This window comes from Mycobacterium sp. 1245805.9 (assembly GCF_001672915.1).
Taxonomy (GTDB): domain Bacteria; phylum Actinomycetota; class Actinomycetes; order Mycobacteriales; family Mycobacteriaceae; genus Mycobacterium.
The window spans coordinates 58,302-83,377 of sequence record NZ_LZKR01000223.1 but is presented as its reverse complement, the minus strand read 5'-3'; the positions used below and the strand labels follow the sequence as shown (position 1 = coordinate 83,377).

Here is a 25,076-nt window from a genome sequence, read left to right as displayed (position 1 = left end):
GCGGCGCCAGCGCCGGCGCCAGCGCGCAGCAGCCAGCCGTCGACCCAGGCCTGTTCGGCGCCGGGCCAGGCCGCGGCTGGCCATCCCCGACCGCCTGCTGAGGCTCCCGCCCGGCGTGCCGAGCGAACGCACCGAACAGATCCTGGTCCGCGACCTCTCGAACGTCGCGCCGGGACCGCTGCCCGACGGCACCCGGTGGCTGCGCCTGGCGGCCGACGGCCCGGCGGGTGGCGACTGCGAGGTGCTGGTGGTCGGCGACGACGACCCCGACAACATCGCCGTGGCGTCGTCCCTCGGCTTTCGGCTGCACCACCGCCGCCGCTACGTCCGGGCGATCGATACCGTCTAGTCATGCCCGACGGCAAGATTCGGTTGGCCACCTGGAACGTGAATTCGATTCGCACGCGCCTGGACCGAGTCCTGGACTGGCTGGCCCGCGCCGACGTCGACGTGCTCGCCATGCAGGAGACCAAGTGCGCCGACGGCCAGTTCCCCACCCTGCCATTCTTCGAACTCGGCTACGAGGTCGCGCACGTCGGCTTCAACCAATGGAACGGCGTGGCCATCGCCTCGCGCGTCGGCCTCGACGACGTCGCGATCGGCTTCGACGGCCAGCCGACCTGGACGTCCAAGCCGGAGGTGGCCGCCACCGCGGAGGCCCGCGCGCTGGGCGCCACCTGCGCCGGGCTGCGGGTGTGGAGCCTGTACGTGCCCAACGGCCGGGCCGTCGGCGACCCGCACTACACGTACAAGCTGAATTGGCTTGCCGCGCTGCGTGATACGGCGGCCGGCTGGCTGCGCGACGACCCCGCCGCGCCGATCGCGCTGGTCGGCGACTGGAACATCGCCCCGACGGACGACGACGTGTGGAGCACCGAATACTATGCCGGCGCCACCCACGTCTCCGAGCCGGAGCGCCGCGCGTTCGACGCCATCGTCGACGCGCAATTCACCGATGTGGTAAGGCCTTTCACCCCCGGCCCCGGCGTCTACACCTACTGGGACTACACCCAGCTGCGGTTCCCGAAGAACCGGGGCATGCGCATCGACTTCATCCTGGCGTCACCGGCGTTGGCCGGCCGCGTCACCGGCGCGCAGATCGCCCGCGACGAACGCAAGGGCAAGGCGCCCAGCGACCACGCGCCGGTGCTGGTCGATGTGAGCCAGGTTTAAGCTCCATGTGAGCCCGGTTGAAGAAGTTGCTCGTTGTACGGGCGTTTGTAACGTGGCAGGCTTTCGCCTTATAGATGCAGAGAAGTATTTCGTTGTTGCTGTTAACCTCGCGTTCAACGGGCATACGGGTGGCCACGCGGTTCCCAGTGAGAGCGATGAGATACCAGGGAGTGATCATGGGTGTCGTCGGTGGGGCAGTACGCAGCGTGGGCAAGACGGTGGGTCGTGCGGCGGACGCGACCACGGCGGCCGCGGGCGCCGGGGGCGGCGCCGCGGTCAACGGAATCGTCGGCGGTGTCACCGGAGCCGCCGAGGGCATCAAGCGCGGGATCAACAGCGGCAGCCACTCGACGCCGGCGGCCGCGTTGGCGCTCGGCGCGATCGGCGCGGCCGGCCTGGTCGAGTGGCCGGTGCTGCTGGCCGTCGGGGGCGGAGCGCTGCTGTTGCACAGGATGAATCGCAAGCCCCAGAACGGCGCTTCGCCCAAGGCGAACCTCAAGCCGGTGCCCTCCGAGCCGTCGAAGAAGGCCGCGCCGCAGAAGGCGGCGGGCAAGCCGGCGGCCAAGAAGGCGGCCGGGCGCCGCGCCGGTGCCGCCGAGTTGCGCAGCACCAACTAAGAATCGTCCGGGCAGCCCTTGAGCATTGTCACGTCGCTACCACGATCGACGCCGCTGCGGGCTCTCACCGGACTGGCACAGGAGGCCCTTCACATCGCGGCGATTCCGCTGCGCGAGGGCGCCAGGGCGCTCACCGGCGACCTGCCCGCCGAAACGCTGAGCCGGCGCTGCTGGCGCGGCGAGCACCGCGCCTGGATCGAGGTGCGCGGCCTCGAAGACGCGACTGACGGCGAACTGGGCCGGGCCGTGCTCGACGGCCTGCGCGACCACGCCGGCGTCTCGTCGGCCAGCCTGAACCACCCCCTGTCGCGCGTCGTCGTGACCCTCGGCGATCCCGACACCTCGCTGCGTGACCTGTGCCGGGTCGTCGAGGACGCCGAAAGGCGTTGCCGCGCAACGAACAAGGCGCCCGCGACGGCTTTGCCGGGCGACGGCGTGGTGGCGGCGACCCGGGCCGTGACCGTGGCCGCGAACGCGGCCGGGCTGGGCATCGCGGTGGCCGGCCGGGCGCTGCGCCTGCCGCGGCTGCCGGTCGGGATCCAGGCACCCGTCGTGGTGATCGACTACCAGCCCTGGTTGCGGCGCCTGCTCGAGGACCGCATCGGCGGGCCGGCGACCGACACCGTGCTGACCCTGGCCATGACTGCCGTCGAAACCGTCACGCTCGCACCGGCCTCGCTGTCGGTGGGCCTGCTGATGCAGTCGCTGAAGGCCGCCGAGTGCCGCGCCGAGGCCCGCGCCTGGCGCCGGCACGAACCCGAGCTGGCCCGCCACGCCGACCAACCGCCCGGCGACGCGTCGTCGCCGCGGCCGCCGCCGGCCCGGGTCGCGGAGCGCGCAGCCGGACGGTTCGCTCTCATCCAAGCGCTCGGCGCGGGCCTGGTCGCCGTCACCACCCGCAACCCGAACATGGCCGCCACCGCGGTGCTGGTGACCGCCCCCAAGGCCAGCCGCACCACGCCGGAGGCGTTCGCCGCCGCCCTGGGACGTGGGTTGGCCGACCGGCACGCCGTGCTGTCGCTGCGGCCCGACGCGCTGCGCCGCCTGGACCGCGTCGACGCGATCGTCATCGACCCACGGGTGCTGTGCACCACCGGCATGCGGGTGGCGCGCATCCGCGGCGCCGACGAGCGTGAGCTGTCCGCCGCGTGGAACCGCGCCCAGCTGGTGCTGCAGAACAACGGCCACCGGCCGGGCTGGCACCGGGTGCCCGGGATGTCGGCCGGCGAGCCGCACGCGACGGTCGAGGCGCTGTTCCGCCCCTCCCACGACCCGTTGGCGTCGGCCGTCGTCGCCGAGGCGCACCGCACGGGGGCGGAGCTGATATCGATCGACGTCGATTCCCTGGGCGAGTTGCGCCCCGCGTTCGACGAGGTCACCCCGCTCGCCAACGGTTCGATCGACGACGCCCTCGCCCGCGCGGTCGCCGACCTGAAGCGGCAGGGTCGCACCGTCGCCGTGCTGTCATCGTCTGGCGCACAAGCGCTTTCGTCGGCGGACGTGGCGCTGGGCGTGCTGCCGCAGCCCGGCGCCGGCCCGCCGCCCTGGTGCGCGGACCTGCTGCTGCCCGACCTGACGGCCGCCTGGCGGGTGCTGCATGCGCTTCCGGCGGCCAAGGCGGCCACCCAGCGCGGGGTCGGGATAGCGGCCGGCGCGACGGCCATGGGATCGCTCCTGATGATCCCGGGCGTCCGTGGCCTCGGCCCGGGACCGGTGACCACCGGCGCCGCGGCGGGCGCGCTGTCCGGCTACCTGCTGGCCCGCGGGATCATGACGGCGGACGCGCCGCGGCCGGCGGCCGTTCACGAATGGCACGCGATGTCGGTCGAGCAGGTGCGCAAGGCCCTGCCGCCGCCCGAGCCGAAGGCGGATGCCCCGCCCGAAGGGCGGGCAGACGCGCCCCCGAACGCGGTGTGGCAGCTCCTCAAGGCCGTCCGCGCCGAGCTGACCGACCCGCTGACCCCGGTGCTGGCGCTCGGGTCGGCGGCCAGCGCGGTGCTCGGTTCGCCCGTCGACGCCGTCCTGGTGTTCTCGGTCCTGACCGGCAACTCCATCCTGGCGGCCAGCCAGCGGCTGCGCGCCGAGAACCGCCTCGATCGCCTGCTGGCGCAGCAGATCCCGCCGGCCCGCAGGGTCGACACCGGTCCGGACGGCGAGCGCAGCTACACCGACGTCATCGCGGCGCAGCTGCGGCCCGGCGACGTCATCGAGATCCGCACGCACGAGGTGGTGCCCGCCGACGCGCGGATCGTCGAGGAGATCGACGTCGAGGTCGACGAGTCGACGCTCACCGGCGAGTCGCTGTCGGTGGAGAAGCAGGTCGACGCCACGCCGGGCGCCGACCTGGCCGAGCGTCGCTGCATGCTGTACGCCGGGACCACCGTCGTGGCGGGCACCGCGGTCGCGGTGGTGACGGCGGTGGGCGCCGACACCCAGGAGCGCCGCGCCGCCGAGCTGGTGTCCGGCGACACCGCGTCCGACATCGGCCTGCAGCATCAGCTCAGCCAGCTCACCAACCGGGCCTTCCCCGTCAGCGTCACCGGCGGCGCGCTGGTCGGCGGGCTCGGGCTGCTGCGCGGAACGGGCCTGCGCCAGGCCGTGGCCAGCGGCATCGCGATCGCCGTCGCCGCGGTTCCCGAAGGGATGCCCCTGGTGGCGACGCTGGCCCAGTCGGCGTCCGCGCGGCGGCTGACCAAGTTCGGCGCGCTGGTCCGCGTTCCGCGGTCTGTCGAGGCGCTCGGCCGCATCGACGTCGTCTGCTTCGACAAGACGGGCACGCTGAGCGAGAACCGCCTGCGGGTGGCGGAGGTCCGCCCGGCGCCGGGCCACTCCCCCGAGGAGGTGCTGCGCCACGCGGCGCACGCCGCACCCGCCGCCAACGGCAGCCCGCATGCGCACGCCACCGACGCCGCCATCGTCGAGGCGGCGCAGCGTTCGCTCGACGGCTCGGCCCCCACCGAGGAGGCGCAAGCGCACCTGCCCTTCCGCTCCGGGCGGTCGTTCTCAGCCTCGGTCACCGGCACGGAGCTGACCGTCAAGGGCGCGCCCGAAGTGGTGCTGGCCGCCTGCGAGAACACCGGCCCGAAGATCCAGAAAGCGGTCGGGGAACTGGCCGCCGGCGGCCTCCGGGTGATCGCGGTGGCCCAGCGGCGGCTGACACCGCAACAGGCCGAGGCGATCAAGGACGACCCGGACGACATCGCGGACTTCTGCCGCGACGGGCTGACCCTGACCGGGTTCCTCGGCCTGTCCGACACGCCGCGCCCCGAGGCGGTCGACCTGCTGGCGAACCTGCGCCGCCAGGGCGTGGGCATCAAGCTGATCACCGGCGACCACCCCATCACCGCGCTGGCCATCGCCCGCGAGCTCGGCCTGGCGGTGACCGACGAGCAGGTGATCAGCGGTTCCGAGTGGGACGCACTGTCGCGCAAGGACCAGGAGCGCGTCGTGACCGAGCGGGTCATCTTCGCGCGGATGACGCCCGAGAACAAGGTGCAGGTCGTCCAGACGTTGGAGGGCGCCGGCGTGCTGTGCGCCATGGTCGGCGACGGCTCCAACGACGCCGCCGCCATCCGGGCCGCCACCGTCGGCATCGGCGTGGTGGCGGGCGGCAGCGACCCCGCCCACATGGCGGCCGACGTGGTGCTGGTGGACGCCCGCATCGAGGCGCTGGTGCAGGCCATCGAAGAGGGACGCCAGCTCTGGCAGCGGGTGCAGGCGGCGGTGTCGGTGCTGCTGGGCGGCAACGCCGGCGAGGTGCTGTTCGCGGTCATCGGCAGCGCGATCACCGGCACGTCGCCGCTGAACACCCGCCAGCTGCTGCTGGTGAACATGATGACCGACGCCCTGCCGGCCGCCGCCCTGGCGGTCAGCGAGCCCAGCACCCCGATGGACCCGGGCATTCGGGGTCCCGACCAGCCGGCGCTGTGGCGCGCGGTGGCCATCCGCGGCGTCACCACGGCCGCCGCGACGACGGTGGCCTGGGCGATGGCGAGCGTCACCGGACGCCCGCAGCGGGCCTCCACGGTGGCGCTGGTCGCGCTGGTGGGCGCCGAGCTGGGCCAGACGCTGCTGGATTCTCACGCCCCGCTGGTGGTGCTCACGGCGGTGGGCTCGCTCGGCGCGATGGGGACGCTGATCAGCATCCCGGTGGTCAGCCAGTTGCTCGGCTGCACACCGCTTGGTCCCCTCGGCTGGGGACAGGCTCTGGGGGCCGCCGCCGGGGCGACCGTCGCGATAGCCGTTCTGAACCGGGTTTCGGATGGTTGGGGCAGCCCGCACACGCTGCCACCAGGGCCTGACGCGACGAACGGTGAGTCGTCGGATCGGAATGGCGAATCTCAACCACCCCGGCCCGCCAAAGCAGCGCATAGAGTTGCACCAGAGGCACCTTCAGCACCAAAGCGATCGACGAAACCAGCGGATCGGACACGGAGTCGGTCGTCGACATAAATCCGACGGTGGTCGGGGTACTCGGCGGGGCGGCAAACCCTTCGTTACCGAAAGGCGAATCATGGCCGAAAAGAAGTCGCGCACCGGGACCTCGCAGCGCGAGGCCGTGGAGAAGATCCGCGAGGGCGAAACGTTCGTGGTGAACGTGCCGGTGGTGGGTCAGGTGGAGATTCCGCGGCCCGAGCAGCTGGCCTACTACGGCGGCCTGGCGGCCCTGGCGGCGTTCGAACTCATCGACTGGCCCGTCGCCCTGGTCATCGCCGCCGGCCACGTGCTCGCGAGCAACCACCACAACCGGCTCCTCGAAGAGCTGGGCGAGGCGATGGAAGAGGTCTAGCCCCTTACGCCTAGCCGCTCACCGCGTGATCGAACTCGAGCGTGACCCGGGTGCCGCCCGGGGTGCGGACGGTGGCGACGCGGTCGGCCAGCCCGCCGATCAGGGTGAGCCCGCGACCGCGCCGGTGGCTGCGCAGGCTGACTGACGAATCGCCGACCCAGCTCCCGGTGTCGCTGACGGTGACCGCGACGGTCTCCCCGTGCAGGAAGGCCTCGATGGAGACGGTCCGTCGCGGCTCGCAGCGGCTGCCGTGTTCGATGGCGTTGGTGACCGCCTCCCCGGTCGCCAGCAGGATGTCCTCCTCGCGGCGCGGCACCGCGGCGATGCTGTCCAGCCAAGCCCGTAGCTGGCGGCGCGCGGCGGGGATCTGCGCCGGCACCGCCGGCAGCACGGCGGCGAAGCTGCGCGCACCAGCGTGGCTCGGGCGCAGCGCGAGCACCACGACGTCGTCGCGGTAGCCCCCCGGCGGGGTCATCCGCGCCAGCAGCTCGGCGCACACCGATTCGACCGGCAGGCCGGCACACCCGGCCGCCGCGGCCTTCAGGCGGGCGAACCCTTGGTCGAGCGTCTCGCCGGCACGCTCGATGAGCCCGTCGGTATAGAGCAGGAGCAGGCTTCCCGGCGCCAGCTCGGCCGTCGCGGTGACGTTGTCGGTGACGTTCCCTGGGCCGCTGTCCCGGACGGCCACCGGGGGCCGCCGACCCGACTCGAGGTAGACCGGATCGCCGTCGGCGGGAATGAGCAGCGGGTACGGGTGCCCGGCGCAGCTGTAGCTGACGATGGCGCCGCCGGAGTCCGTTGCGCCGATGTCGACGAGGGCGTAGGCCACCGTCGCGCAGCGGGCGCCGGTGACGCTGGCGGCGTAGCGGTCCAGCGCGCCCAGCACCGCGGCCGGCTCGGCCGCGCTGAGCGCCGAGGCGGCCACCGCGGCGCGCAGCCTGCTCATCACGATCGCCGCGGCCAGGCCGTGCCCGACGACGTCGCCGACCGATATGCCGATCCGGCCGGCGCGGCCCAGCGGGGTCACCGAGTACCAATCGCCGCCGACCCGCATCGCCTCCCCGGCCGGCTGGTAGACGGCCGCCACGACGGCCGCGGTCGAGCCGCGATCCAAGTCCAGCAGGTGCTCCTGGAAGTCGACGGCGATCCGGTGCTCGCGCGCCATGACACGCAGCCGGTCCACCGCCGACTGGGTGAGCGCCGCCATCCGGCGGAACGTGTCGAGTTCGGCGGCGTCGAACCGGCGCGGCGTGGGCCACAGCAGCGCCAGCACGCCGATGACGCGACCGCCGTTGTCGCGCAACGGATGAGCGACGCAGGCGCGGACGCTCGCCGCGGTGTCGCGCACCGCGTGCTCGTAGCGCGGGGCCAGGTCGAAGGTGTCGCCGACGACCATCGGCTCGCCGCTGTTCATGACGTCCACTCCCACCAGCGGGGCGTCGAGCGCGGCCACGTGGTAGCGGTCCCGCACCTCCGCGGGCACGTCGCCGGCGTACTCGAACCGGACGTGGCGCTCGCCGTCGAACAACCCGATCGTCACGGCGGCCGGTCCTCCCGACCCCGCGCCGGCGTCGATCAGCGCGCGCAAGACCCCGGCCACCGAGTCGGCGGCCTGCAGGGCGGAGTCGAGCTGCGCCAGGTCGAGCCGTTCGTGGCGCCGCTGGTGGTCGCGCTCCCGGGCGACCGCGGACAACCGCGACGCCACCCGGTCGACCAGCTCCTGCGACCGGAACGGCTTGGGTAGGTAGTCGTCGGCCCCGGCGGCGAAGCCCTCGTCGACGGCCTCCGCGCCTGCCCGCGCCGACAGCATCAGCACCGGCGTGGGCGCCAGCGCCGGGTCCGCGCGAATCGCCGCGACCAGATCGAAGCCGCTGAGGCCCGGCATCATCACGTCGGTCACGATCGCGTCCGGACGCAGCTCCCTCGTCGCGGCCAGCGCCGACTCCCCGTCGGCGACCAAAACCGTTTGCCAATGGGGCGATAGCACGCGCTCCAGGTGGGCGCGCATGTCGGCGTTGTCGTCGGCGACCAACACCAATTGGCGCGAGCCGTCATGTGCGGCCGGCGCGGCGGCCGGGTCAGGGACGGGCGTCAGCCACTGCCGCGCCTCGGCGACGTACGGGTTGCTCGCGTCCGGCGTGCCCTCGGGGATCTGCTCGACGGGCGTATCGGTGACCGATCGCGGCAGCCGGATGGTGACCGTGGTTCCGCGGTCCGGCTCGCTCTCGATCTGCACCGTTCCGCGTTGCAGCTCGACGAGCCCGCGCACCAGCGACAGCCCGATGCCGGCGCCCTCCACGCTGCGGCCGCGGCTGTTGTCGGCCCGGTAGAAGCGTTCGAACAACCGGTCCAGGTCCTCCGGAGCGATCCCAACCCCGGTGTCCCGCAATGTGATTCGGCAATCCGCGGGCTCGGCGCGCACCTCGACCGTGATCGAGCCGCGCAGCGTGTACTTGACGGCGTTGGAAAGCAGGTTGAGCACGATGGTTTCCCACATGCCCGGGTCGACGTCGGCGAGCGCCGGGGCGCAGTCCAACACGAGTTCCAGGCCCGCCCGCTGGCACAGCTCGGTGAACGACGACGCAACGTGCTCGGTGAGCGCACCGACGTCGGTGCACACCAGTTGCGCGTTCGCCCGGCCCACCTCGATGCGCGAGAAATCGAGCAGCGAGTCGACCAGGCGCTGCAGCCGCCTTGCGTTGCGGTCCGCGGTGGTCAGGCGGTCCGCCAGCACGCTGTCGGGCGGCGCATCGGACAGCGCGTCCTCGAGCGGCCCCAGCAAAAGGGTTAGCGGCGTGCGGAATTCGTGGCTGACGTTGGTCAGGAACGCCGTCTTGGCGCGGTCCAACTCGGCGAGCGCGTCGGCCCGCAGCCGCTGCTGTTCGTAGGAGACAATCCGCGCGAATGTCGACGACAGCTGGTCGGCCAGCAGCTGACAGAAGCCGCGGTACTGGTCGTCGAGCGGGCAGCGCGGATTGATGCCGACGACCAGCGCCCCGGCGGCGGAGTCCTGGCCGAACGGCAACACCAGCGCCCGTTCCGGACAGTCGTCGCCGAGGATCGCCGCGAGCCCGGACAGCGCCGCCGCGACGTCATCGGTCAATGCCCGTAGCGATCGCGGCAGGGCCGGCAGCACCGACCCCGTCGCGCCGCGCAGCGCGGTGTCGCCGTCGGCGTCGGCGACGTAGACGGCGATGAACGGCAGGTCCGCCGGCTGGGCCGCACACACCGCGACGGCGGCGTCGACGGCGGCGTCGATGCTCTGGGTTCCGATGACGGTGGCGGCCAGGTCGTTGAGCAGGCGCAGGCGCCGCTCCCCCAGCACCCGCTCGGTTGTTTCGTTCACCGCGCAGAAAATCCCGGAGACGTCGCCGCCGTCGGCGATCAACGGGCCGTAGGTGAACGTGAAATACCGATCCAGCCGCCGGCCTTCCACCACCATCGTCAGCAGCAGGTCGTCGGACCAGGTGGCTTCGCCCGTCGTGATGACGCCCGCCAGCATGGGCGAGATCGATTCCCAGATGTCCCACCAGACTTCCCGGCCGGGCCGGCCGAGCGCGGACGGGTGCTTGTCGGCCAGCGCCGGTATGTAGGCGTCGTTGTAGACCAGGAACAGCTCCTGCGCCCCCAGCCACAGCACGATCGGGAACCGTGAGGTCAGCGCCGTGACCGCCGCCGCGCGGAACTCGGCCGGCCACCGCTGCGGCGGCCCCAAAGGGTGCGCATCCCAGTCGAACTCGGCAAACCGGCGGCCCATCTCGCCGCCCAGGGCTACCGCCGCCGCGAGGTCGGCCGGCAGCGGACTCATTGCGGGCGGTCGCGTTGCAGAGCGTCGGAAAGCGTCGGGTACACCTCGAGGATGCGATCGAGCTCGGTCACCTGGATGGGTCGAAGAACCTGGTCGTTGTCCGCGACCAGCCGCACCGACGTGCCGGTTTCCTTGCCACCCTCGTGGCAGTCGAGAACCGCGTTCAACGCCGCGCTGCCGAAGAAGGTCACCGGTTGCAGGTCGACGATCACCAACCGGGCCGGGTGCTTCGCGGCCACCTGCAGCGCGGCGACCAGGTGGGGCGTGAGCTGGTCGACGGTGCTGGAATCGACATCGCCTTTGACCCGAACGAGTACAGCTTCCTCCCGGGCCTCGTGGTCAACCGCCAACAATTCCATGCCTTTCACCGCCTCGAACAAAACGGAATCCCTTCTGGGGGTCACTGCGGCGTCCCGAATGTGCAGCATGCCCAGGAAAGGGTGTTTCGAAGCCTAGCGATTACGCGGACGGCTCCGCGGGGATCCGTTCGTGGACCGTCAGCAGCAAGTGGTCGAACTGGCTTTGGGCGGCGGCGGTCGGAGCCGGCAGCGTCACGACCTCGGCCAGCAATTGCTTTGCCAGGGAGCGCAGCTTCACGTTCGTCTCCTGCGAGCGCCACTGCAGCACGCGGAAGGCCTGCTCGGCGCTGACCCGGTAGACGTACATCAGCACGCCTTTGGCCTGCTCGATGGCCGCGCGGTTCTCGAACAGGTCCGGCAGGGCCTCGTCGAGCACTTCCTGCCGCGCCTCGTCGAAGGTGTGGGTGAGGTCGATGTAATACCCGGCGGTGCCCACCACCGCGCCGGAGTCGTCCAGCATGCGGTCGGCCACCACGATCGCGTCGTGCACTTTGCCCCCGGTGTCGAGGAACCGGTGCCGGCTCGAAAACGACTCCTCGGACTGCAGCGCGTAGTCCAGCAGGTCCTGGACGTGGGCGCGGTCCTCGGGATGCTTGTGTGACAGCAGCAGTTTGGTCGTCGGCTCGACTTCGCCGGGTTCGTAACCGTGCATCCGGGCGACCTCGTCGGACCATTCCCAGCGCTGGCCGACGAACCAGAAGCGGAAGGCCCCGACGTTCAGGTACCTGGCCGCGGCCGCACCGGCCGGCTGCGTCGGGCTCTCGGCGGGTTGCACGTTTGCATCCTCCCACCCGCTGGGTACTCGCGGCTACCGCCCAAGGGGTAACGTCGCGGACGGACCCATCCACCACACGCGGGAGCGCACGCCGAGTGCGCTGAGAGGACGGCTCGGGGCCGTCGACCGTACGAACCTGACCGGGTAATGCCGGCGTAGGGAGCACAGAATGACCGTCACCATCGAGCCGTCCGTCACCACCGGACCCATCGCGGGCAGCAGCAAGGCCTATCGCGAGCTGGAGGGGGTGCCCGGCGCGCGGGTGCCCTTCCGGCGGGTCAACCTTTCCACCGGGGACCACTTCGACCTCTACGACACCTCCGGGCCCTACACCGATCCGGACGCGGTGATCGACCTGACCGCCGGGCTGCCGGCGCGGCCCGGCGTGGTGCGCGACCGCGGCACCCAGCTGCAGCGCGCCCGGGCGGGCGAGATCACCGCGGAGATGGCGTTCATCGCCGCCCGCGAGGACATGCCCGCCGAGCTGGTGCGCGACGAGGTCGCCCGCGGCCGCGCGGTGATCCCGGCCAACCACAACCACCCCGAGAGCGAGCCGATGATCATCGGCAAGGCGTTCGCGGTGAAGGTCAACGCCAACATCGGCAATTCGGCGGTGACGTCGTCGATCGCCGAGGAGGTCGACAAGATGGTGTGGGCCACCCGGTGGGGCGCCGACACCATCATGGACCTGTCCACGGGCAAGAACATTCACGAGACCCGCGAATGGATCCTGCGCAATTCGCCGGTGCCGGTGGGCACGGTGCCGATCTACCAGGCGCTGGAGAAGGTCAACGGCGACCCGACCGCGCTGACCTGGGAGATCTACCGCGACACCGTGATCGAGCAGTGCGAGCAGGGCGTGGACTACATGACCGTGCACGCCGGCGTGCTGCTGCGGTACGTGCCGCTGACCGCCAAGCGGGTCACCGGGATCGTGTCCCGCGGCGGGTCGATCATGGCGGCCTGGTGCCTGGCCCATCACCGGGAGTCGTTCCTGTACACGCATTTTGACGAGCTGGCCGACATCTTCGCGCGCTACGACGTCACCTTCTCCCTGGGCGACGGGCTGCGGCCGGGTTCGATCGCCGACGCCAACGACGCCGCCCAGTTCGCCGAGCTGCGCACCCTGGGCGAGCTGACCAAGATCGCGAAAGCCCATGGCGCACAGGTGATGATCGAGGGACCCGGGCACATCCCGATGCACAAGATCGTCGAAAACGTGCGGCTGGAAGAGGAGCTGTGCGAGGAGGCCCCCTTCTACACCCTGGGCCCCCTGGCGACCGACATCGCGCCGGCCTACGACCACATCACGTCGGCGATCGGCGCGGCCATCATCGCCCAGGCCGGCACCGCGATGCTGTGCTACGTGACGCCCAAGGAGCACCTGGGGCTGCCGGACCGCAAGGACGTCAAGGACGGCGTGATCGCCTACAAGATCGCCGCCCACTCCGCCGACCTGGCCAAGGGGCACCCGCGCGCGCAGGAGCGCGACGACGCTTTGAGCACTGCGCGTTTCGAGTTCCGCTGGCACGACCAGTTCGCGCTGTCGCTGGACCCCGACACCGCGCGGGAATACCACGACGAGACGCTGCCCGCCGAACCCGCCAAGACCGCGCACTTCTGCTCGATGTGCGGGCCGAAGTTCTGCTCGATGCGCATCACGCAGGACGTCCGGGACTACGCGGCCGCGCACGGCCTCGACAGCGAGGAGGCGATCGAAGCCGCGATGGCCGAGAAGTCTGTCGAGTTCGCCGAGCACGGCAATCGGGTGTATCTGCCGATCACCCAGTGAAATACCTGCCCCTAGCGCCGCCCGGCGCCACGCCGTTGCGCGTGCTGACGATCGCCGGCTCGGACTCGGGGGGCGGCGCGGGGATGCAGGCCGATGTGCGCACCTGCACGCTGCTCGGGGTTCATGCGTTGTGCGCGGTGACCGCGGTGACCGTGCAGAACTCGGTGGGCGTCAAGGGTTTTCACAAGGTTCCCGGCGACGTCATCGCCGCCCAGATCGAGGTGGTATGTCACGACATCGGGCTGCAGGCGGCCAAGACCGGCATGCTGGCGTCGGGTGAGATCATCGAATCGGTCGCCGCGGCCTGGCGTCAGCATGGCGGCGACGCGCCGCTGGTGGTCGACCCGGTGTGCGCGTCGATGCACGGCGATCCGCTATTGGATCCCGCGGACCTGACTTCCCTTCGGGGCGACCTTTTTCCGTTGGCGACGCTGGTGACCCCGAACCTGCACGAAGTGCGACTGCTACTCGATATCGATGTTGTCGACTCGCAGACGCAGCGGGAGGCGGCGCGCGCGCTGCACGCCCTGGGACCCAAGTGGGCGCTGGTCAAGGGCGGCCACCTGCAGGGTTCGGCGACGAGCACGGATCTTCTGTTCGACGGCAACGACTTTCATGAGTTCGGGTCGCCGCGGGTGGACACCACTCACGACCACGGCGCCGGGGACACGTTGGCCGCGGCGACGGCGTGCGCGCTGGCCCACGGCTACACCGTGCCGGACGCGGTCGCGTTCGCGAAGGGGTGGGTGACCGAGTGCCTGCGCGCCTCCTATCCGCTCGGCCACGGCCACGGCCCCGTCTCGCCGCTGTTCCGGTTGTCATGAACCTCGAGGCGATCGCGGGCGTCGTGCACGAACCCGACGGAGCACCGGCCGGTGTCGTGGTCCTTACCCACGGCGCCGGTGGGAACCGGGAATCACTACTGCTGCAACAGGTTTGCGACGAGTGGGCGCGGCGCGGCTGGCTCGCGGTGCGCTACAACCTGCCCTACCGCCGGCGCCGGCCCAAGGGGCCGCCGTCCGGCTCGGCGGCCACCGACCGCGAGGGGATCGTCGAGGCGATCACGTTGTGCCGCGGCCTTTCCGGCGGACCGCTGATCGCCGGCGGTCACTCCTACGGCGGCCGGCAGACGTCCATGGTCGTGGCCGAGGGTGGCGTTCCGGTGGACGTGCTGGCCCTGTTCTCGTATCCGGTCCACCCCCCGGGCAAGCCGGAACGCCCCCGCACCGAGCACCTTCCCGACATCCGGGTGCCCACCGTGTTCACCCACGGGACGTCCGATCCGTTCGGCACGCCCGACGAACTGCGCGCCGCCGCCGCGCTGATCGCCGCGCCGACCGAGGTCGTCGAGATCACCGGCGCCCGCCACGACCTGCGCTCCAAGAGCCTCGACGTGCCCGCGCTCGCGATCGAGGCCGCGCTGCGGCTGGCTCGATTAACATAATCCCCAACCATGTTGGAGAAACTTCGCCGAGTGCTCGAATACCGGCTCAGCATCGCCCAGCTGATGGCCATCGCGCTCATCCTCGGCACCCCCTACTTGTTGGTGGGAACCATCTGGTCGACGACCCACACCGAGCATCTGCATCAGATGCACGGCGTCGACCTGGCGGTGTCCTTCCTGGGGTCGATCGTGTCGTGGCCCGTCCTGCTCTTCGCCAATGTCTGCATGACGTGACACTGTTTAGTCAGTCACAACTGGACAGTTTTAACTGACTAATTTAGGGTGGAGTCATGGACGGCATCGGTGACTCGGCCGTGGCGGCCGCCCGCGATCTGCGGGTGCTGTTCAGCCGGCTACGGCGCCGGCTGCGGTGTCTCGGGGTCGACGAGGACCTCACGCCGTCCCAGACCGCGGTCCTCACCCGACTCTGGAAAGAGGGCGCTTCGTCGGCCCGCCCGCTGGCCGCCGCCGAAGGGGTGCGACCGCAGTCGATGGCCACGATCGTGGCCGCGCTCGAGCAACGCGGGCTCATCGGACGCACGCCGGACCCCGAAGACGGCCGACGCCAGGTGATTTCATTGACCGCCGCGGGCCGGCGCCGCGCCGAGAGCGACCGCCGGGTGCGGGAGGAGTGGCTGGCGCGGGCCATCCAGGAGCGGTATTCCGAACGGGAACGCCGCGTCATCCTCGACGCGCTGTCGCTGCTCGAGCGTCTGACCGAATGACGACAAGAGGGGAAACCGCAATGGAATTGGGCGTTCACTTCATCGACTTTCTGCCGGGGAACCCGGCGCAACTGGGCCCGACGCTGGCCGACGCCGCCAAGGCCGCCGAGCAGGGCGGCGCCACGCTGTTCACCCTGGCCGACCACTTCTTCCAGATGGAACAGGTTGGGCGAGCTGAGGACCCGTTCCTCGAGGGCTACACGTCGCTGGGGTTCCTGGCCGGGCACACCACGACGATCGAGCTGGCCCTGCTGGTCACCGGGGTCACCTATCGCTACCCGGGCGTGCTGGCCAAGGCGGTGACGACGCTGGACGTGCTGTCGCAGGGCAGGTCGATGCTGGGGCTGGGCGCGGCGTGGTACGACCGCGAACACATCGCCCTCGGCATCCCGTATCCGCCGCTTCGAGAGCGGTTCGAGATGCTGGAAGAGACGCTGCAGGTCTGCCTGCAGATGTGGAGCGACAACGACGGCCCGTACCACGGCCAGCACTACCAGCTGGCCGAGACAATCTGTGTGCCGCAACCGATTCGGCGGCCCCCGATCCTGATCGGCGGCGACGGCGAGAAGAAGACGCTGCGGCTGGTCGCGCAGTACGCGGACGTCTGGAACAGCACGACGAGCGATGTCGAGGCACTCAAGCACAAGGTCGACGTGCTGAAGAGCCACTGCGACGCGGTGGGCAGGGATCCCGGCGAGATCCGCAAGACGGTCGGCTTTTTCGACGACCCCTTCGCGGACACCGACGCGTACCTGAAGACGGTCGAGCGGTACGCCGAGCTTGGCGTGGAGATGATCAACACGGGTCCCGTGCCCGGCAACCCCGACCCCGTCGGCTTCATCCGCCGGTTCGGCGACGAGGTGGTGCCGAGGATCGCCGAAATCGCCTGAGACTAGCCGGGATAGCGCGAGTAGCAGGCGTCCATGTTGCCGGCCACGCCGCCGCGGAAGGCCGCGATTCGGGTGAAGCCGGCCGGCACGCTGGTGCCGTCGGCGTCGCTGGCAACCAGGTGGTTGATCAGCAGGCCGGAGACGGCTTCGTCGAGATCGCCGGCCGTCAGCACGAGCTGCTTCTGGGACGGCAGCTCGATCGGTTCGGCCATCTTGCGGTGCACGACACCGGTCAGGCACGCGGTGCGCAGCGCGGTCCACGGGCTCTGCATCGCCAGGCCGCGTTCGTGCTGCACCGCCAGCGCGTACCTGGACATCACCATCGACAGCGCGGTGTCGTCGCCCTGCGGCAGGGTGTGCTCGTTCTCGGCGGCGACCTTGCCTGCCTTCGCCAGCCCGGGCAGGTCGATGACGATGGTGTTGGTGGCCGGGCAGTACGACGCCGGCGGGCTGGGCTTTGCGTCGGGGCAATCGGCCGGCTTGTAGGACAGCGTCGGCGGGCTCTTGGGGGAGAAGATCTTTCCCAGGAGTTCCATCAGCGTCGACAACGTGTCTTCGTTGATCGGGACCTCACCGGTCTCGGGATCCCCGCTGGAGTCGGTCCGAAGCGTGGTCGGCAGGTCGCCGCGGCGCTGGGCGATTTCCTGCTTGTTGATCCCCGCGCACGCCGAGGCGCCGTCGATGAAGCCCATCTGGAAGGCGCTGATCCGGTCCAGCGCCGACCCGTGTTCGTCGTCGTTGGTGGTGTCGGCGTCCAGGACCGGGTCGCGGGTGGTGATGATCCCGGCCAGCACGTGGTCGAGCCCGTCGGCGGTGCTCAGCGTGAAGCGCGGCGACTTGCCGTCGGCCACCCAGAACAGGTACACGCCCGCGAAGCAATCGGCCTGCTGCTCGCGGACGATGGTCGGGTCCGTTCTGGTCACCAATTTCGCCATCTGCTGCAATGCGTGGCCGAATTCGTGCGCCAACACACCGTTCACGGACATGTCACCGAAATAGCGTTGCGCGATGGCCATGAACACCCCGCGATCCCAGGCGATGAGGTTGCATCGCGACGTGAAAAAGGCGTTGACGAGCTTATAGGTTTCGCTATGGCAAACGATCGGGCTGTTCGGATTGTCGGAGTCGTAGGACACCATCTTGGCGACCGGGATGAACGTCCCTTTCAGCGATTCGCTGTACACCGACTTCCAGTAGTCCTCGATGTCGTTGATCGAGAGCAGGGACAGCTTGTCGATCGGCCCGTTGTCGGTGTTGACCACCGTGCCGGTGGGGGCCGGTGCGTTCGCGCGGATCCCGCTGGGGCCGCTGGTCGCGGGCAGGCCGCCCACCCGGAAGGGGTCGTTGAGCATGGACAGGGCACGCCCGTCGACCATCGTGGTGCAGCCCGCCACCACGAGTACCGCCCCGGCGCAGGCGATTGCCGCCTTCAGACGTCGACTCCGCCCGCGCACACTCATGAAAGACCTCTATCCCGACCGGGCTGCAGGGCAGCATCAAAGGGATCTCATTCTAGATCGCCTGGCTAACTCTGACAGCCCAAATTTCAATGGGCCGGGCGGTATTCAGCCCGTAAATTCCCGGTGGCCGGACGGCCCTTAAAAGGGCGGCGGTTCGTCGTCGTCGCTAGCGGGCGGGGCGGGCAGGGTGTAGCTCCACGCCTCGGTCCGGCGGGCCGCGCGGGCGTCGCGGTTGTGGCGGCGTTCCGTGGCGATGGCGTGCGCCCGGTTTTGGGCGCGGGTGCGGCGGCGTTTGGGCATCATCGCGGTCCGCTCGGGGCAGTACTCGGCCGGTGCGTCGGCCTCGGGCGTGGGCATGCCGCCGACCGAGTAACACAAACTCGGGAACAACAGCGCGCTGCCCGGGGTGGTCACATAGGTCTGCCCCGCCGGGGAGGTCAGAATGAGCGTCCCGTCGGGCAGCTGCTGTTCGGCCCAGCCGAAGAACGTCTTAATCAAGTGATGAGTTCGGCAGTAGCACTTGAGGTTTGACGCGTGCGTCGCTCCGCCTTGGCTGTAGGGGATGGTGTGGTCGATGTCGCAGCCGATGGCCGGGGCGTCACAGCCGGGCCAGCGACACGTCAGATCGCGGCAGCGCACGAAGTCGGCCAACGCCTTCGAGGGCACGTAGCCGTTTTCCGGGGCCGCGTCGCCGGGGTGGATCAGCGGCATCAGCTTGGCCGCTTTCGCCAATTCCTGCACCAGTTCGGGGGGAATCAGCGCGTCGGCGCCCACCTCGGAACCCGGGGTTGAACTGCGCCCGTCGAGGGTGGCCTGTTCGGCGATCACATGGATCACCACCGGGCTCGCGGGCGGGCGTTTCCCGGCGGCGCAATCGGGGCGCCCGCAGCGGCAGCCCAGCCGATCCGCCCCGGCGGCCAGCGCCCCCAGCGCATCGGCGCGACGCTGCTCACGGGTCCGCGGATCATGCGCACACACGGTGGCCGCCAACGCATCCAGCCGCTTGTCGAGGGCATGCGCATCCGGGGTCAACAGGCTGCCATTGATCTCCGACATCCCGCAGCCGACCAGATCCCCGATCCACACCTCCCTATCGACCTGACGCTCTTTCCGGCGGCGAACCGCGTCCCGATCGGCTTTGGCCACAATCTTGTCCACCTGGGCGGCCAGCCGGCCCCGCGTCATCGACGGCCAACGGACCACGTTGGCGGCCAACTGCGCATCCACATTCGCCAGCACATCCGCGTCGGTGATCAGATCGGTGCGATACACCAACGTCTGAAACAGCCGGCAATCGATATCCCCGGCCCGAAACACCTCCGCCACCTGCGGTAGCCGCTCGCGCATAGCCAGCGCATAGCGCAGGTAGCTGCCCGCCATGGCCAGGCTGATCCGAAACGCCGCGGCCACCTCCGCACCCACCGCCGCCCACGTGTCCACCGCCCAATCGGCCGCCTCACCGCGCTGGGCGCGGCGCAGCTCGAACAACTCCCCGACCGCATCCAACCGTTCCGCGGCCGCGCGCGCCTCGGCCCGCCCGGCGCCACACATCCGCTCAATCAGCGCCGCCGAGCGCTCGGTGACCGGGGGCTCCCAGTACTCATGAAGCCGAGTATCGAACATATGTTCGAGTATAGCAGCGTCCACTGACTCAAACTTTTTGGCAGGGTCGCACGTTGTGGATAAACGGCACCGAAGCTCCCCACCGCACGCGCATGCCCATGGGCGGATTGGAATGTTGTGGGCGTCTAGTCAGCGATCCGATCGAACTCGGGCTTTGCTCATGCGCTGAGCTTCGAGTAGCAGGTTGACCAACTGCGCATAACCCTAGAGTTCTAGCCCCTGGCTGGTGAGCCAACCGTCGATTCTTTCGGCGACGGACTGCCATCCTGCCTCAAGCATCATGACATGCCCCATGTCGGGAAATAGCTCCAGATCTGCTTGGTAAATCTGCGCCACGGCAAGCGCATCCCCTGCGATTCGCATGCCATCATCTTGGGCGCCGAGAACAAGCATCGGTGCTTTCAGCAGGCCAGCGTCAGGAAGTCGCTTCATCAAATCTCGTGTGACGCCTGTGCTTTCAGATTCGAGACGAGCCGCACAGGCACTGACGATGGCGTCTGGGGTGTTCGCCGAGAAGCAGAATTCACGAGCCAAGGCGGGAGTGTTGAATACATCTTCTGGGCTGCCGACGACAGTGGCGCGCAGAAAGACCCAGGGGTGACGGCGGATTGAGCGGAACGCCCATCGTCGTAATCCCTGCGGTGTGCCGGGTGCCATGAGAACCCCCGCTGGGCCACCGTGCGTCGCAAGGTAATTCAGTACGACCCAACAGCCCAGGGAGTGACCGATGAGCACTGGTGGGGACCCCAGCTTGAAGACAACCGACTGTACGTCGTCCACGTAGTCGGCCAGAGAACAAGAATTGAGGGGCTTGGACGGGGTACTGCCACCGTGGCCGCGAAGGCTCAGTGCCGCGGCGCGGTAGCCCCTGCTTGCGAAGAAGTCCAGAAAGTGTTCGTCCCAGCACCATGCTGCGACGGACGCGCCGTGAACAAAAAGCAGCGGCGTCGGGTGCGCATCGGTGGTCGACCCCTTCTCGATCACTTCAAGCATTTGGCTCACACTTCCGTCGGCTCAGCAGTATGTGGGCATCTAGCCAGCCGCTACGGCACCCGGGTGCGATGCCGCTTGTCGTGGGGCGGGACGCCGTTGACGCCGCCGATCGACTCCGCGTAGGTGCCCACCGCGAACGCCGCGCCAGAACCCATGACCGCCAAGGCGTCCCGGTTGACGGCGTCGACGGTGTCGCGCGGGCTCTGAAAGTTGGGGTCGAACGGGACGCCCGCCTGACCGCCCCACAGCCGCGCCTGCACCGTGGTTTTGAGCTGCGAAGCGCCGGCGATCAAACCCCCGACCGGCACGCCCGCGACCATGAATGGGTGGTAATCGGCCATGGTGGCCAACGGCATGTCGGCCGGCCGCTTGCCGGCCAGGTTCAGGTAGCCGCCGAGGCTGCGCTCGATGCCGGCCGAGCCCTCGGGCACGTCGCCGAATGCGATTCCGGGCGTGGGCGGACCGGACTGGTCGCCGTCGTCGGTGAAGTAGCCGGCGTTTGGCGAACCGAGCATGTTGAAGTCGAGGTACATCGCGATGTCGTTGAGCTGATCGCGATCCATGCCGAAGACGTAGTCCATCACGCCGTTGATGCCGTCCTCGTCGGCGCCCCAGAACGCGAACCGCACCGCGTTGTTCACCGCGGCCAACGGTCCCAGCTGCAGCGCCGTCTCCAGCACCGCCGCGACGCCGGTCCCGTCGTCGTTGATGCCCGGGGCGTCGCGCGGGCTGTCCAGGTGCGCGCCGACCACGATCGCCTCGTGCGGGGAGCCGGTCTCGGTCTGCGCCAACACGTTTCGCGATGAGATCGTGCGGTTCTCGGCGTCCAGCACCAGGCGCACCGGGGCGGTGTCGTGGGCGAGCGCCGCGGCGCCGTTGGGGCCGACGACGGCGACCGGCACGGTCAGCTGCTTGAAATAGCCGGGCCCGAACAGCGTTGGCGGGGCCCCCTGCCCGTTGGGCGCGCTGATCACGATCAGCCCCGCGGCACCCCGGGCCACGGCGCTGTTCTGCTTGTCGACCACCGAGCAGCCCGCGTCGTCGACGACGGCGATCGCGCCCGCGGGCAGGGCCGCCGGGTAATCGCCGGCGGCGCAGCCCGACGGGCGGGCGGGGTGCGCGGGCGGTCCGGTCAGGCCGCCGGGCGGCGTACGAACCAGCATCGACGCCTGGTCGACCTGATAGGTGCGGCCGGCCACCGTCAGCGCGGGCTTACCCTGCGACACGTTGTAGAGCCGGTCGAACTGCGGCGTCGAGACCTTAAATCCCCTGTCGCGCAACGTCTTCGCGACATAATCGACGCTGGCGTCGTAGCCCGGCGTGCCGTCGGCGCGGCTTCCGCGGTTGGCGTTGGCGATGCCCTGCAGCGCGCGCAGGTGCGCGACCATCCGGTCGGCGGTCACCTTCGCCGCCAGTCCGCGGGCCAGATCGGGCGCCGCCGCCGGGGGCGCCGGCCGCGGTGACGAGCACCCCGCCACCAAGCCGATCAGCGCCAGCGCCGCGGCCAGCCGGCGGATCATGGCTTGTTGAGCACGTGCCGCGTGCGATCGGCCAGCACGGGCACGCCATTTCGGCCGCCGAGGTCCTGCGCGTAGAACGCGACCGCATAGGCCACACCGCCGCCGTTGATGCCCAGCGCGGTGCGATCGATGTGCTCGAGGGTGTCGGTCTTCTGGTGGTAATTGGGATCGAAGGGCGCGTCGGCGGTTCCGCCCCAGAGCTTGGCCTGGTCGGCGGACATCTTCGTTTCGGCGCCCGAGAACAGGCCACCCGACGGGATGCCGGCCAGCGTGAATCCGTCGTAGTCCGAGCGCCCGTCGAACGAGGTGTCCTGCGCCGTCTTGCCCGCCGACTTCAGGTAGGCGACCAGGGTGCGCTCGATGCCGGCCGATCCTTCCGGCACCACCGGCTGGCCGCGCGTGTCCGCCGGCAGCGATTGGTCTCCGTCATAGGTGAAGTAACCCGGGTTCGGCGAGGCGAGCATGTCGAAGTTCAGATACAGCGCAAGGTTTTTCAGCCCGTCGAGGTCCAGCGACTCCACGTAGTTGCGCGACCCGATCAGCCCGAGTTCCTCCGCGCCCCAGAAGCCGAACCGCACCGCGTTGTGCACCGGCGGCGAATTCCCCAGCTGCACCGCGGTTTCCAGGACGGCGGCCACTCCGGACCCGTTGTCGTTGATGCCCGGTCCCTCGGGGACGCTGTCCAGGTGGGCGCCGGCCATCACCACGTCGGTGGTCGACCCGGTCTTGGTCTGCGCGATGACGTTGCGGGCCTTGAAGGTTTGGACGCTGGCGTTGAGCTTGATCGTGGTCGGTCCCGGCTGCCCGCGCAGCTGCAGCCCGGTGGACTTGGTGACGCTCACCACCGGGATCTTCACGTCGGTATCGGGCCCGAGGGTGCCGCCCATCTGCTGCTCGTCGACGTTGTCGGCGATGATCATCGCCACCGCGCCGCGCTGCACCGCGGCACCCTCCTTCTGCGCGAACGGGCAAGTACCGCGGTCCACCAGGACCACCGCGCCCTGCGCGTGAAGACCGTCGAAGTCGGCGGGCTTGCAGCCCGGGCTGTTCGCCGGGGGCACCGCCACCAGCGGCCCGCTCACCCCGTCGGGCGGGGTGCCGATACTGAAGTCCAGCGGGCGCGCATCCACGGCCATCCCGCCGACCGTCACCGTCGGCTTGTCGCCGTGAAAAACCCGGGCCGAGAATTCGGGGGTCTGGACGTCAAAGCCGCTGTTGCGCAACGTGTTCACCACGTAGTCGACGCTGGCTTCGTAGCCGGGGGTGCCCACCGCGCGGGTGCCGTTGTTGGCGTTGGCGATGTCCTGGAGTTTCGACAGATGCGCCATCATGGCGTCGGCCGTGACCTTATCGTGCACCGAGGTCGCGAACGCGGCGGCGTCACCGGTGGCCGGCTGCGTGTTCTTGCGGCCATGCGAGCAGCCGGCCAGAAACGCGGCCAGGGCGACCACGGCGAGCAGGGCCCTCAGGCTAGACATACAGCGAGTTGAATGGTGCAAACGGCAGATTGCGCACCACGAACCAGACCGCCACCAGAACCAGCGTCACCGCGGCGGCCCAGCGCTGGTGCTGCCAGCCCCGGACCGGCCGGCCCGTCACCCGGCCGTAGGTCCACGCCCCGTACGCCCACACCAGCAACACCAGCGCCACCAGGCCCAGCGCGTTGAACCTGGCGGCCGCCAACACGTTGCCGTGCATCAGCGAATACAACATCCGGGCGCTGCCACACCCCGGGCAGTCGATGCCCAACAGGGCCTTGGTGGGGCAGACGGGCAGGGGCCCACCCGGGGTCGTCGGATCACCCACCCAGGTGGCGGCGCAGACCAGGGTGGTGGACGCCGCCACCAGGAGCGGCGCGCCCAGACCGAGGCGCGCCGACCCGTGGCGGGTCACCATGATCGCAATACCGGCTTAGAACATCGCGGCGAGCGCGGTGTTCGTGTTCACGCTCAGCGCACCAACCGCCATCAGGATGCCGTAGATGACGCCCACGACCACACCGGCGACTACCGACCAGATCACCCATTTCTTGGCGCTGTCGGCGGACGCCTGGGCCTCCGCGTATTGGCCCTGCGCCCACAAACCATTGACCTGGCTGGATTTGACGATTGCCACAATCCCGAACGGCAGACAGCAGAAGAGCGTCACCAGAATCGACCACACCAAGTAGTTGTTCGGCGGTTGCCCGGCAGGTTGCTGTGGCGGGTATCCGGGCGGAGGGGGCGGCTGTGTCATGGATTCTCCAGTCGAGGCGAGTTAGCTGGCGTCGAGCGGTGCTTACCATACCGGAGCGGGCCCGCGAGGGCACTATCTCCGCGAAATTCGCCGTTTCCGCCGGCCGCGCGACCGTTCCGCCGGCGGCGCTTGCGTTGCCGCCCGCCCTGGGCACGAGCCGCGGACCGGCGCGAAAGTCCCTGACCTTCAACCACTTTGCCTATCGAATGGCTTCGGTCGCCGGCGGCAACAATGATGCCCAGACAGATAATTTCCAGCGGAATGTGTTGCATGGACAGGACATAGCCCTACGATCCCATTAGCGGAAGCGCGATTTCCGGTGCGATTGGAGCCAAGGATGCCTCATTTCAGCAAGGCGGTGCGCGCCGCGGCGGCCATGGTGGCCGCGGGCAGTTGCGTATTCGCCGGCGCCGCCACGGCGGCCGCGGACCCCACCAATACCGGTAGCTCGGCGGACATCAACACGCTGGCCGCCAATCTGTCGAAAGGCTACGGCCTCAACAACTGCACCGCCGGAAACCTCGACGCCGGGGAACTCGCCGTGCTCACCTGCGGGCAGAGCCCCGACCCCAGCGGCCCGATCCAGGCCAGGTACATCCTGTTCAACAACATCGACAACCTGACCGGCTCGTTCAAGACCAGCATCAAGGACGACGTGCTCACCGCCTGCGGGGACGCCGGCCAGTCGCCCACCACCTGGCATCAGGGCAGCAACAACGCCAACTCCGGATCGGTGGCATGCGGGACATACCAGAACGCCGCCGAGGTCATCTGGACCACCGACGCCAAAAACATCTTGAGCCTCATCCGTGGGTCGAACAACGACGTCCAGGCGCTCTACCAATGGTGGCGCGCGAACGGCTGACACCCGAA

21 protein-coding genes, 2 pseudogenes and 1 riboswitch are annotated in these 25,076 nt (G+C 69.8%); of the genes and pseudogenes, 12 read left to right on the top strand and 11 right to left on the bottom strand.

Features of this window, described 5'->3' with window-relative positions:
* From A9X00_RS29065 to A9X00_RS32430, 4 genes and pseudogenes are all read left to right on the top strand, one after another.
* Positions 1 to 349 (top strand): annotated as a pseudogene (locus A9X00_RS29065) (hypothetical protein); the annotation flags it as partial.
* Between the two features lie 17 nt (positions 350 to 366).
* A complete protein-coding gene (locus tag A9X00_RS29060) occupies positions 367 to 1,173 on the top strand; it encodes an exodeoxyribonuclease III (protein WP_197515309.1) in 807 nt (268 codons plus the stop codon).
* A gap of 176 nt (positions 1,174 to 1,349) precedes the next feature.
* The gene (locus tag A9X00_RS29055) at positions 1,350 to 1,790 is read left to right on the top strand and encodes a hypothetical protein (protein ID WP_067161845.1); all 441 of its coding nucleotides are present in this window, start codon (positions 1,350 to 1,352) and stop codon (positions 1,788 to 1,790) included.
* A gap of 639 nt (positions 1,791 to 2,429) precedes the next feature.
* Positions 2,430 to 5,978 (top strand): annotated as a pseudogene (locus A9X00_RS32430) (HAD-IC family P-type ATPase); the annotation flags it as partial.
* Here the strand turns inward: A9X00_RS32430 and A9X00_RS32425 are convergent.
* On the bottom strand, positions 5,944 to 6,240 hold the full coding sequence (locus A9X00_RS32425) for an Rv1535 domain-containing protein (RefSeq protein ID WP_255363126.1): 297 nt from the start codon (positions 6,238 to 6,240) through the stop codon (positions 5,944 to 5,946). The pseudogene A9X00_RS32430 and the gene A9X00_RS32425 sit on opposite strands and share 35 nt — an antisense overlap.
* Before the next feature lie 63 nt (positions 6,241 to 6,303).
* On the opposite strand from A9X00_RS32425, the gene A9X00_RS29045 reads away from it, so the two are divergent.
* Entirely contained in the window at positions 6,304 to 6,579 is a 276-nt protein-coding gene (locus tag A9X00_RS29045; protein ID WP_156772353.1) for a hypothetical protein, read from the top strand.
* Between the two features lie 10 nt (positions 6,580 to 6,589).
* Here A9X00_RS29045 and A9X00_RS29040 read toward each other — a convergent pair whose 3' ends face one another.
* The 3 genes from A9X00_RS29040 to A9X00_RS29030 all read right to left on the bottom strand — a co-directional run bounded on the left by A9X00_RS29040 (position 6,590) and on the right by A9X00_RS29030 (position 11,521).
* Positions 6,590 to 10,387 carry a SpoIIE family protein phosphatase gene (locus A9X00_RS29040; RefSeq protein ID WP_067161812.1) on the bottom strand — a complete coding sequence of 1,266 codons (3,798 nt, stop codon included), beginning with the start codon at positions 10,385 to 10,387 and terminating at the stop codon, positions 6,590 to 6,592.
* A complete protein-coding gene (locus A9X00_RS29035) occupies positions 10,384 to 10,746 on the bottom strand; it encodes an STAS domain-containing protein (protein WP_067161838.1) in 363 nt (120 codons plus the stop codon). The genes A9X00_RS29040 and A9X00_RS29035 overlap by 4 nt, the downstream gene beginning before the upstream one ends.
* 100 nt (positions 10,747 to 10,846) lie before the next feature.
* On the bottom strand, positions 10,847 to 11,521 hold the full coding sequence (locus tag A9X00_RS29030) for a PAS and ANTAR domain-containing protein (protein ID WP_067161808.1): 675 nt from the start codon (positions 11,519 to 11,521) through the stop codon (positions 10,847 to 10,849).
* A 68-nt stretch (positions 11,522 to 11,589) separates the two neighbouring features.
* A riboswitch (TPP riboswitch) is annotated at positions 11,590 to 11,700 on the top strand.
* Between A9X00_RS29030 and thiC the strand changes: the two genes are divergently transcribed.
* From thiC to A9X00_RS29000, 6 genes are all read left to right on the top strand, one after another.
* A complete protein-coding gene (thiC, locus tag A9X00_RS29025) occupies positions 11,691 to 13,313 on the top strand; it encodes a phosphomethylpyrimidine synthase ThiC (protein WP_067161805.1) in 1,623 nt (540 codons plus the stop codon). Its footprint overlaps the riboswitch before it by 10 nt.
* Positions 13,310 to 14,137, top strand: coding sequence for a bifunctional hydroxymethylpyrimidine kinase/phosphomethylpyrimidine kinase (gene thiD / locus A9X00_RS29020; protein ID WP_067161802.1), 828 nt, complete (start codon positions 13,310 to 13,312; stop codon positions 14,135 to 14,137). The genes thiC and thiD overlap by 4 nt, the downstream gene beginning before the upstream one ends.
* The gene (locus tag A9X00_RS29015) at positions 14,134 to 14,757 is read left to right on the top strand and encodes an alpha/beta family hydrolase (RefSeq protein ID WP_067161799.1); all 624 of its coding nucleotides are present in this window, start codon (positions 14,134 to 14,136) and stop codon (positions 14,755 to 14,757) included. Before thiD ends, A9X00_RS29015 begins: the two co-directional genes overlap by 4 nt.
* Positions 14,758 to 14,766: 9 nt before the next feature.
* Positions 14,767 to 14,991 (top strand): hypothetical protein, encoded by a 225-nt coding sequence (locus A9X00_RS29010; RefSeq protein ID WP_067161796.1) that lies wholly within the window; start codon positions 14,767 to 14,769, stop codon positions 14,989 to 14,991.
* A gap of 56 nt (positions 14,992 to 15,047) precedes the next feature.
* Positions 15,048 to 15,482, top strand: a complete 435-nt coding sequence (locus A9X00_RS29005) for a MarR family winged helix-turn-helix transcriptional regulator (protein ID WP_067161792.1) — start codon at positions 15,048 to 15,050, stop codon at positions 15,480 to 15,482.
* Positions 15,483 to 15,502: 20 nt separating this feature from the next.
* Complete coding sequence (locus A9X00_RS29000) at positions 15,503 to 16,372, top strand: LLM class F420-dependent oxidoreductase (RefSeq protein ID WP_067161789.1); 870 nt, start codon at positions 15,503 to 15,505, stop codon at positions 16,370 to 16,372.
* 2 nt (positions 16,373 to 16,374) lie between these two features.
* Here A9X00_RS29000 and A9X00_RS28995 read toward each other — a convergent pair whose 3' ends face one another.
* From A9X00_RS28995 to A9X00_RS28965, 7 genes are all read right to left on the bottom strand, one after another.
* The gene (locus tag A9X00_RS28995; protein ID WP_067161786.1) at positions 16,375 to 17,832 is read right to left on the bottom strand and encodes a peptidase; all 1,458 of its coding nucleotides are present in this window, start codon (positions 17,830 to 17,832) and stop codon (positions 16,375 to 16,377) included.
* A 138-nt stretch (positions 17,833 to 17,970) separates the two neighbouring features.
* Positions 17,971 to 19,455 carry an HNH endonuclease signature motif containing protein gene (locus A9X00_RS28990; RefSeq protein ID WP_067161782.1) on the bottom strand — a complete coding sequence of 495 codons (1,485 nt, stop codon included), beginning with the start codon at positions 19,453 to 19,455 and terminating at the stop codon, positions 17,971 to 17,973.
* 204 nt (positions 19,456 to 19,659) lie between these two features.
* On the bottom strand, positions 19,660 to 20,448 hold the full coding sequence (locus A9X00_RS28985) for an alpha/beta hydrolase (protein WP_067161779.1): 789 nt from the start codon (positions 20,446 to 20,448) through the stop codon (positions 19,660 to 19,662).
* Between the two features lie 50 nt (positions 20,449 to 20,498).
* The gene (locus A9X00_RS28980) at positions 20,499 to 21,968 is read right to left on the bottom strand and encodes a M28 family peptidase (protein ID WP_067161776.1); all 1,470 of its coding nucleotides are present in this window, start codon (positions 21,966 to 21,968) and stop codon (positions 20,499 to 20,501) included.
* Positions 21,965 to 23,446, bottom strand: a complete 1,482-nt coding sequence (locus tag A9X00_RS28975; RefSeq protein ID WP_067161772.1) for a M28 family metallopeptidase — start codon at positions 23,444 to 23,446, stop codon at positions 21,965 to 21,967. The genes A9X00_RS28980 and A9X00_RS28975 overlap by 4 nt, the downstream gene beginning before the upstream one ends.
* On the bottom strand, positions 23,439 to 23,864 hold the full coding sequence (locus A9X00_RS28970; protein ID WP_067161769.1) for a DUF2752 domain-containing protein: 426 nt from the start codon (positions 23,862 to 23,864) through the stop codon (positions 23,439 to 23,441). The genes A9X00_RS28975 and A9X00_RS28970 overlap by 8 nt, the downstream gene beginning before the upstream one ends.
* Before the next feature lie 15 nt (positions 23,865 to 23,879).
* Positions 23,880 to 24,203, bottom strand: a complete 324-nt coding sequence (locus tag A9X00_RS28965) for a CD225/dispanin family protein (RefSeq protein ID WP_067161766.1) — start codon at positions 24,201 to 24,203, stop codon at positions 23,880 to 23,882.
* Positions 24,204 to 24,540: 337 nt separating this feature from the next.
* Between A9X00_RS28965 and A9X00_RS28960 the strand changes: the two genes are divergently transcribed.
* Positions 24,541 to 25,068, top strand: coding sequence for a serine/threonine protein kinase (locus A9X00_RS28960; RefSeq protein ID WP_067161763.1), 528 nt, complete (start codon positions 24,541 to 24,543; stop codon positions 25,066 to 25,068).
* The last annotated feature ends 8 nt before the right edge of the window (positions 25,069 to 25,076 follow it).

Bases quoted from the DNA above. Each gene is read 5' to 3' on its own strand.
- A9X00_RS29035 (WP_067161838.1), bottom strand. From the start codon at position 10,746: ATGGAATTGTTGGCGGTTGACCACGAGGCCCGGGAGGAAGCTGTACTC.
- A9X00_RS29000 (WP_067161789.1), top strand. From the start codon at position 15,503: ATGGAATTGGGCGTTCACTTCATCGACTTTCTGCCGGGGAACCCGGCG.
- A9X00_RS28990 (WP_067161782.1), bottom strand. From the start codon at position 19,455: ATGTTCGATACTCGGCTTCATGAGTACTGGGAGCCCCCGGTCACCGAG.
- A9X00_RS28965 (WP_067161766.1), bottom strand. From the start codon at position 24,203: ATGACACAGCCGCCCCCTCCGCCCGGATACCCGCCACAGCAACCTGCC.
- A9X00_RS29015 (WP_067161799.1), top strand. From the start codon at position 14,134: ATGAACCTCGAGGCGATCGCGGGCGTCGTGCACGAACCCGACGGAGCA.
- A9X00_RS28985 (WP_067161779.1), bottom strand. From the start codon at position 20,448: ATGCTTGAAGTGATCGAGAAGGGGTCGACCACCGATGCGCACCCGACG.
- A9X00_RS29055 (WP_067161845.1), top strand. From the start codon at position 1,350: ATGGGTGTCGTCGGTGGGGCAGTACGCAGCGTGGGCAAGACGGTGGGT.
- A9X00_RS28995 (WP_067161786.1), bottom strand. From the start codon at position 17,832: ATGAGTGTGCGCGGGCGGAGTCGACGTCTGAAGGCGGCAATCGCCTGC.
- A9X00_RS29005 (WP_067161792.1), top strand. From the start codon at position 15,048: ATGGACGGCATCGGTGACTCGGCCGTGGCGGCCGCCCGCGATCTGCGG.
- A9X00_RS29040 (WP_067161812.1), bottom strand. From the start codon at position 10,387: ATGAGTCCGCTGCCGGCCGACCTCGCGGCGGCGGTAGCCCTGGGCGGC.
- A9X00_RS29010 (WP_067161796.1), top strand. From the start codon at position 14,767: ATGTTGGAGAAACTTCGCCGAGTGCTCGAATACCGGCTCAGCATCGCC.
- A9X00_RS28975 (WP_067161772.1), bottom strand. From the start codon at position 23,446: ATGTCTAGCCTGAGGGCCCTGCTCGCCGTGGTCGCCCTGGCCGCGTTT.
- A9X00_RS28980 (WP_067161776.1), bottom strand. From the start codon at position 21,968: ATGATCCGCCGGCTGGCCGCGGCGCTGGCGCTGATCGGCTTGGTGGCG.
- A9X00_RS32425 (WP_255363126.1), bottom strand. From the start codon at position 6,240: ATGTCGACGACCGACTCCGTGTCCGATCCGCTGGTTTCGTCGATCGCT.
- A9X00_RS29045 (WP_156772353.1), top strand. From the start codon at position 6,304: ATGGCCGAAAAGAAGTCGCGCACCGGGACCTCGCAGCGCGAGGCCGTG.
- A9X00_RS28970 (WP_067161769.1), bottom strand. From the start codon at position 23,864: ATGGTGACCCGCCACGGGTCGGCGCGCCTCGGTCTGGGCGCGCCGCTC.
- thiC (WP_067161805.1), top strand. From the start codon at position 11,691: ATGACCGTCACCATCGAGCCGTCCGTCACCACCGGACCCATCGCGGGC.
- A9X00_RS28960 (WP_067161763.1), top strand. From the start codon at position 24,541: ATGCCTCATTTCAGCAAGGCGGTGCGCGCCGCGGCGGCCATGGTGGCC.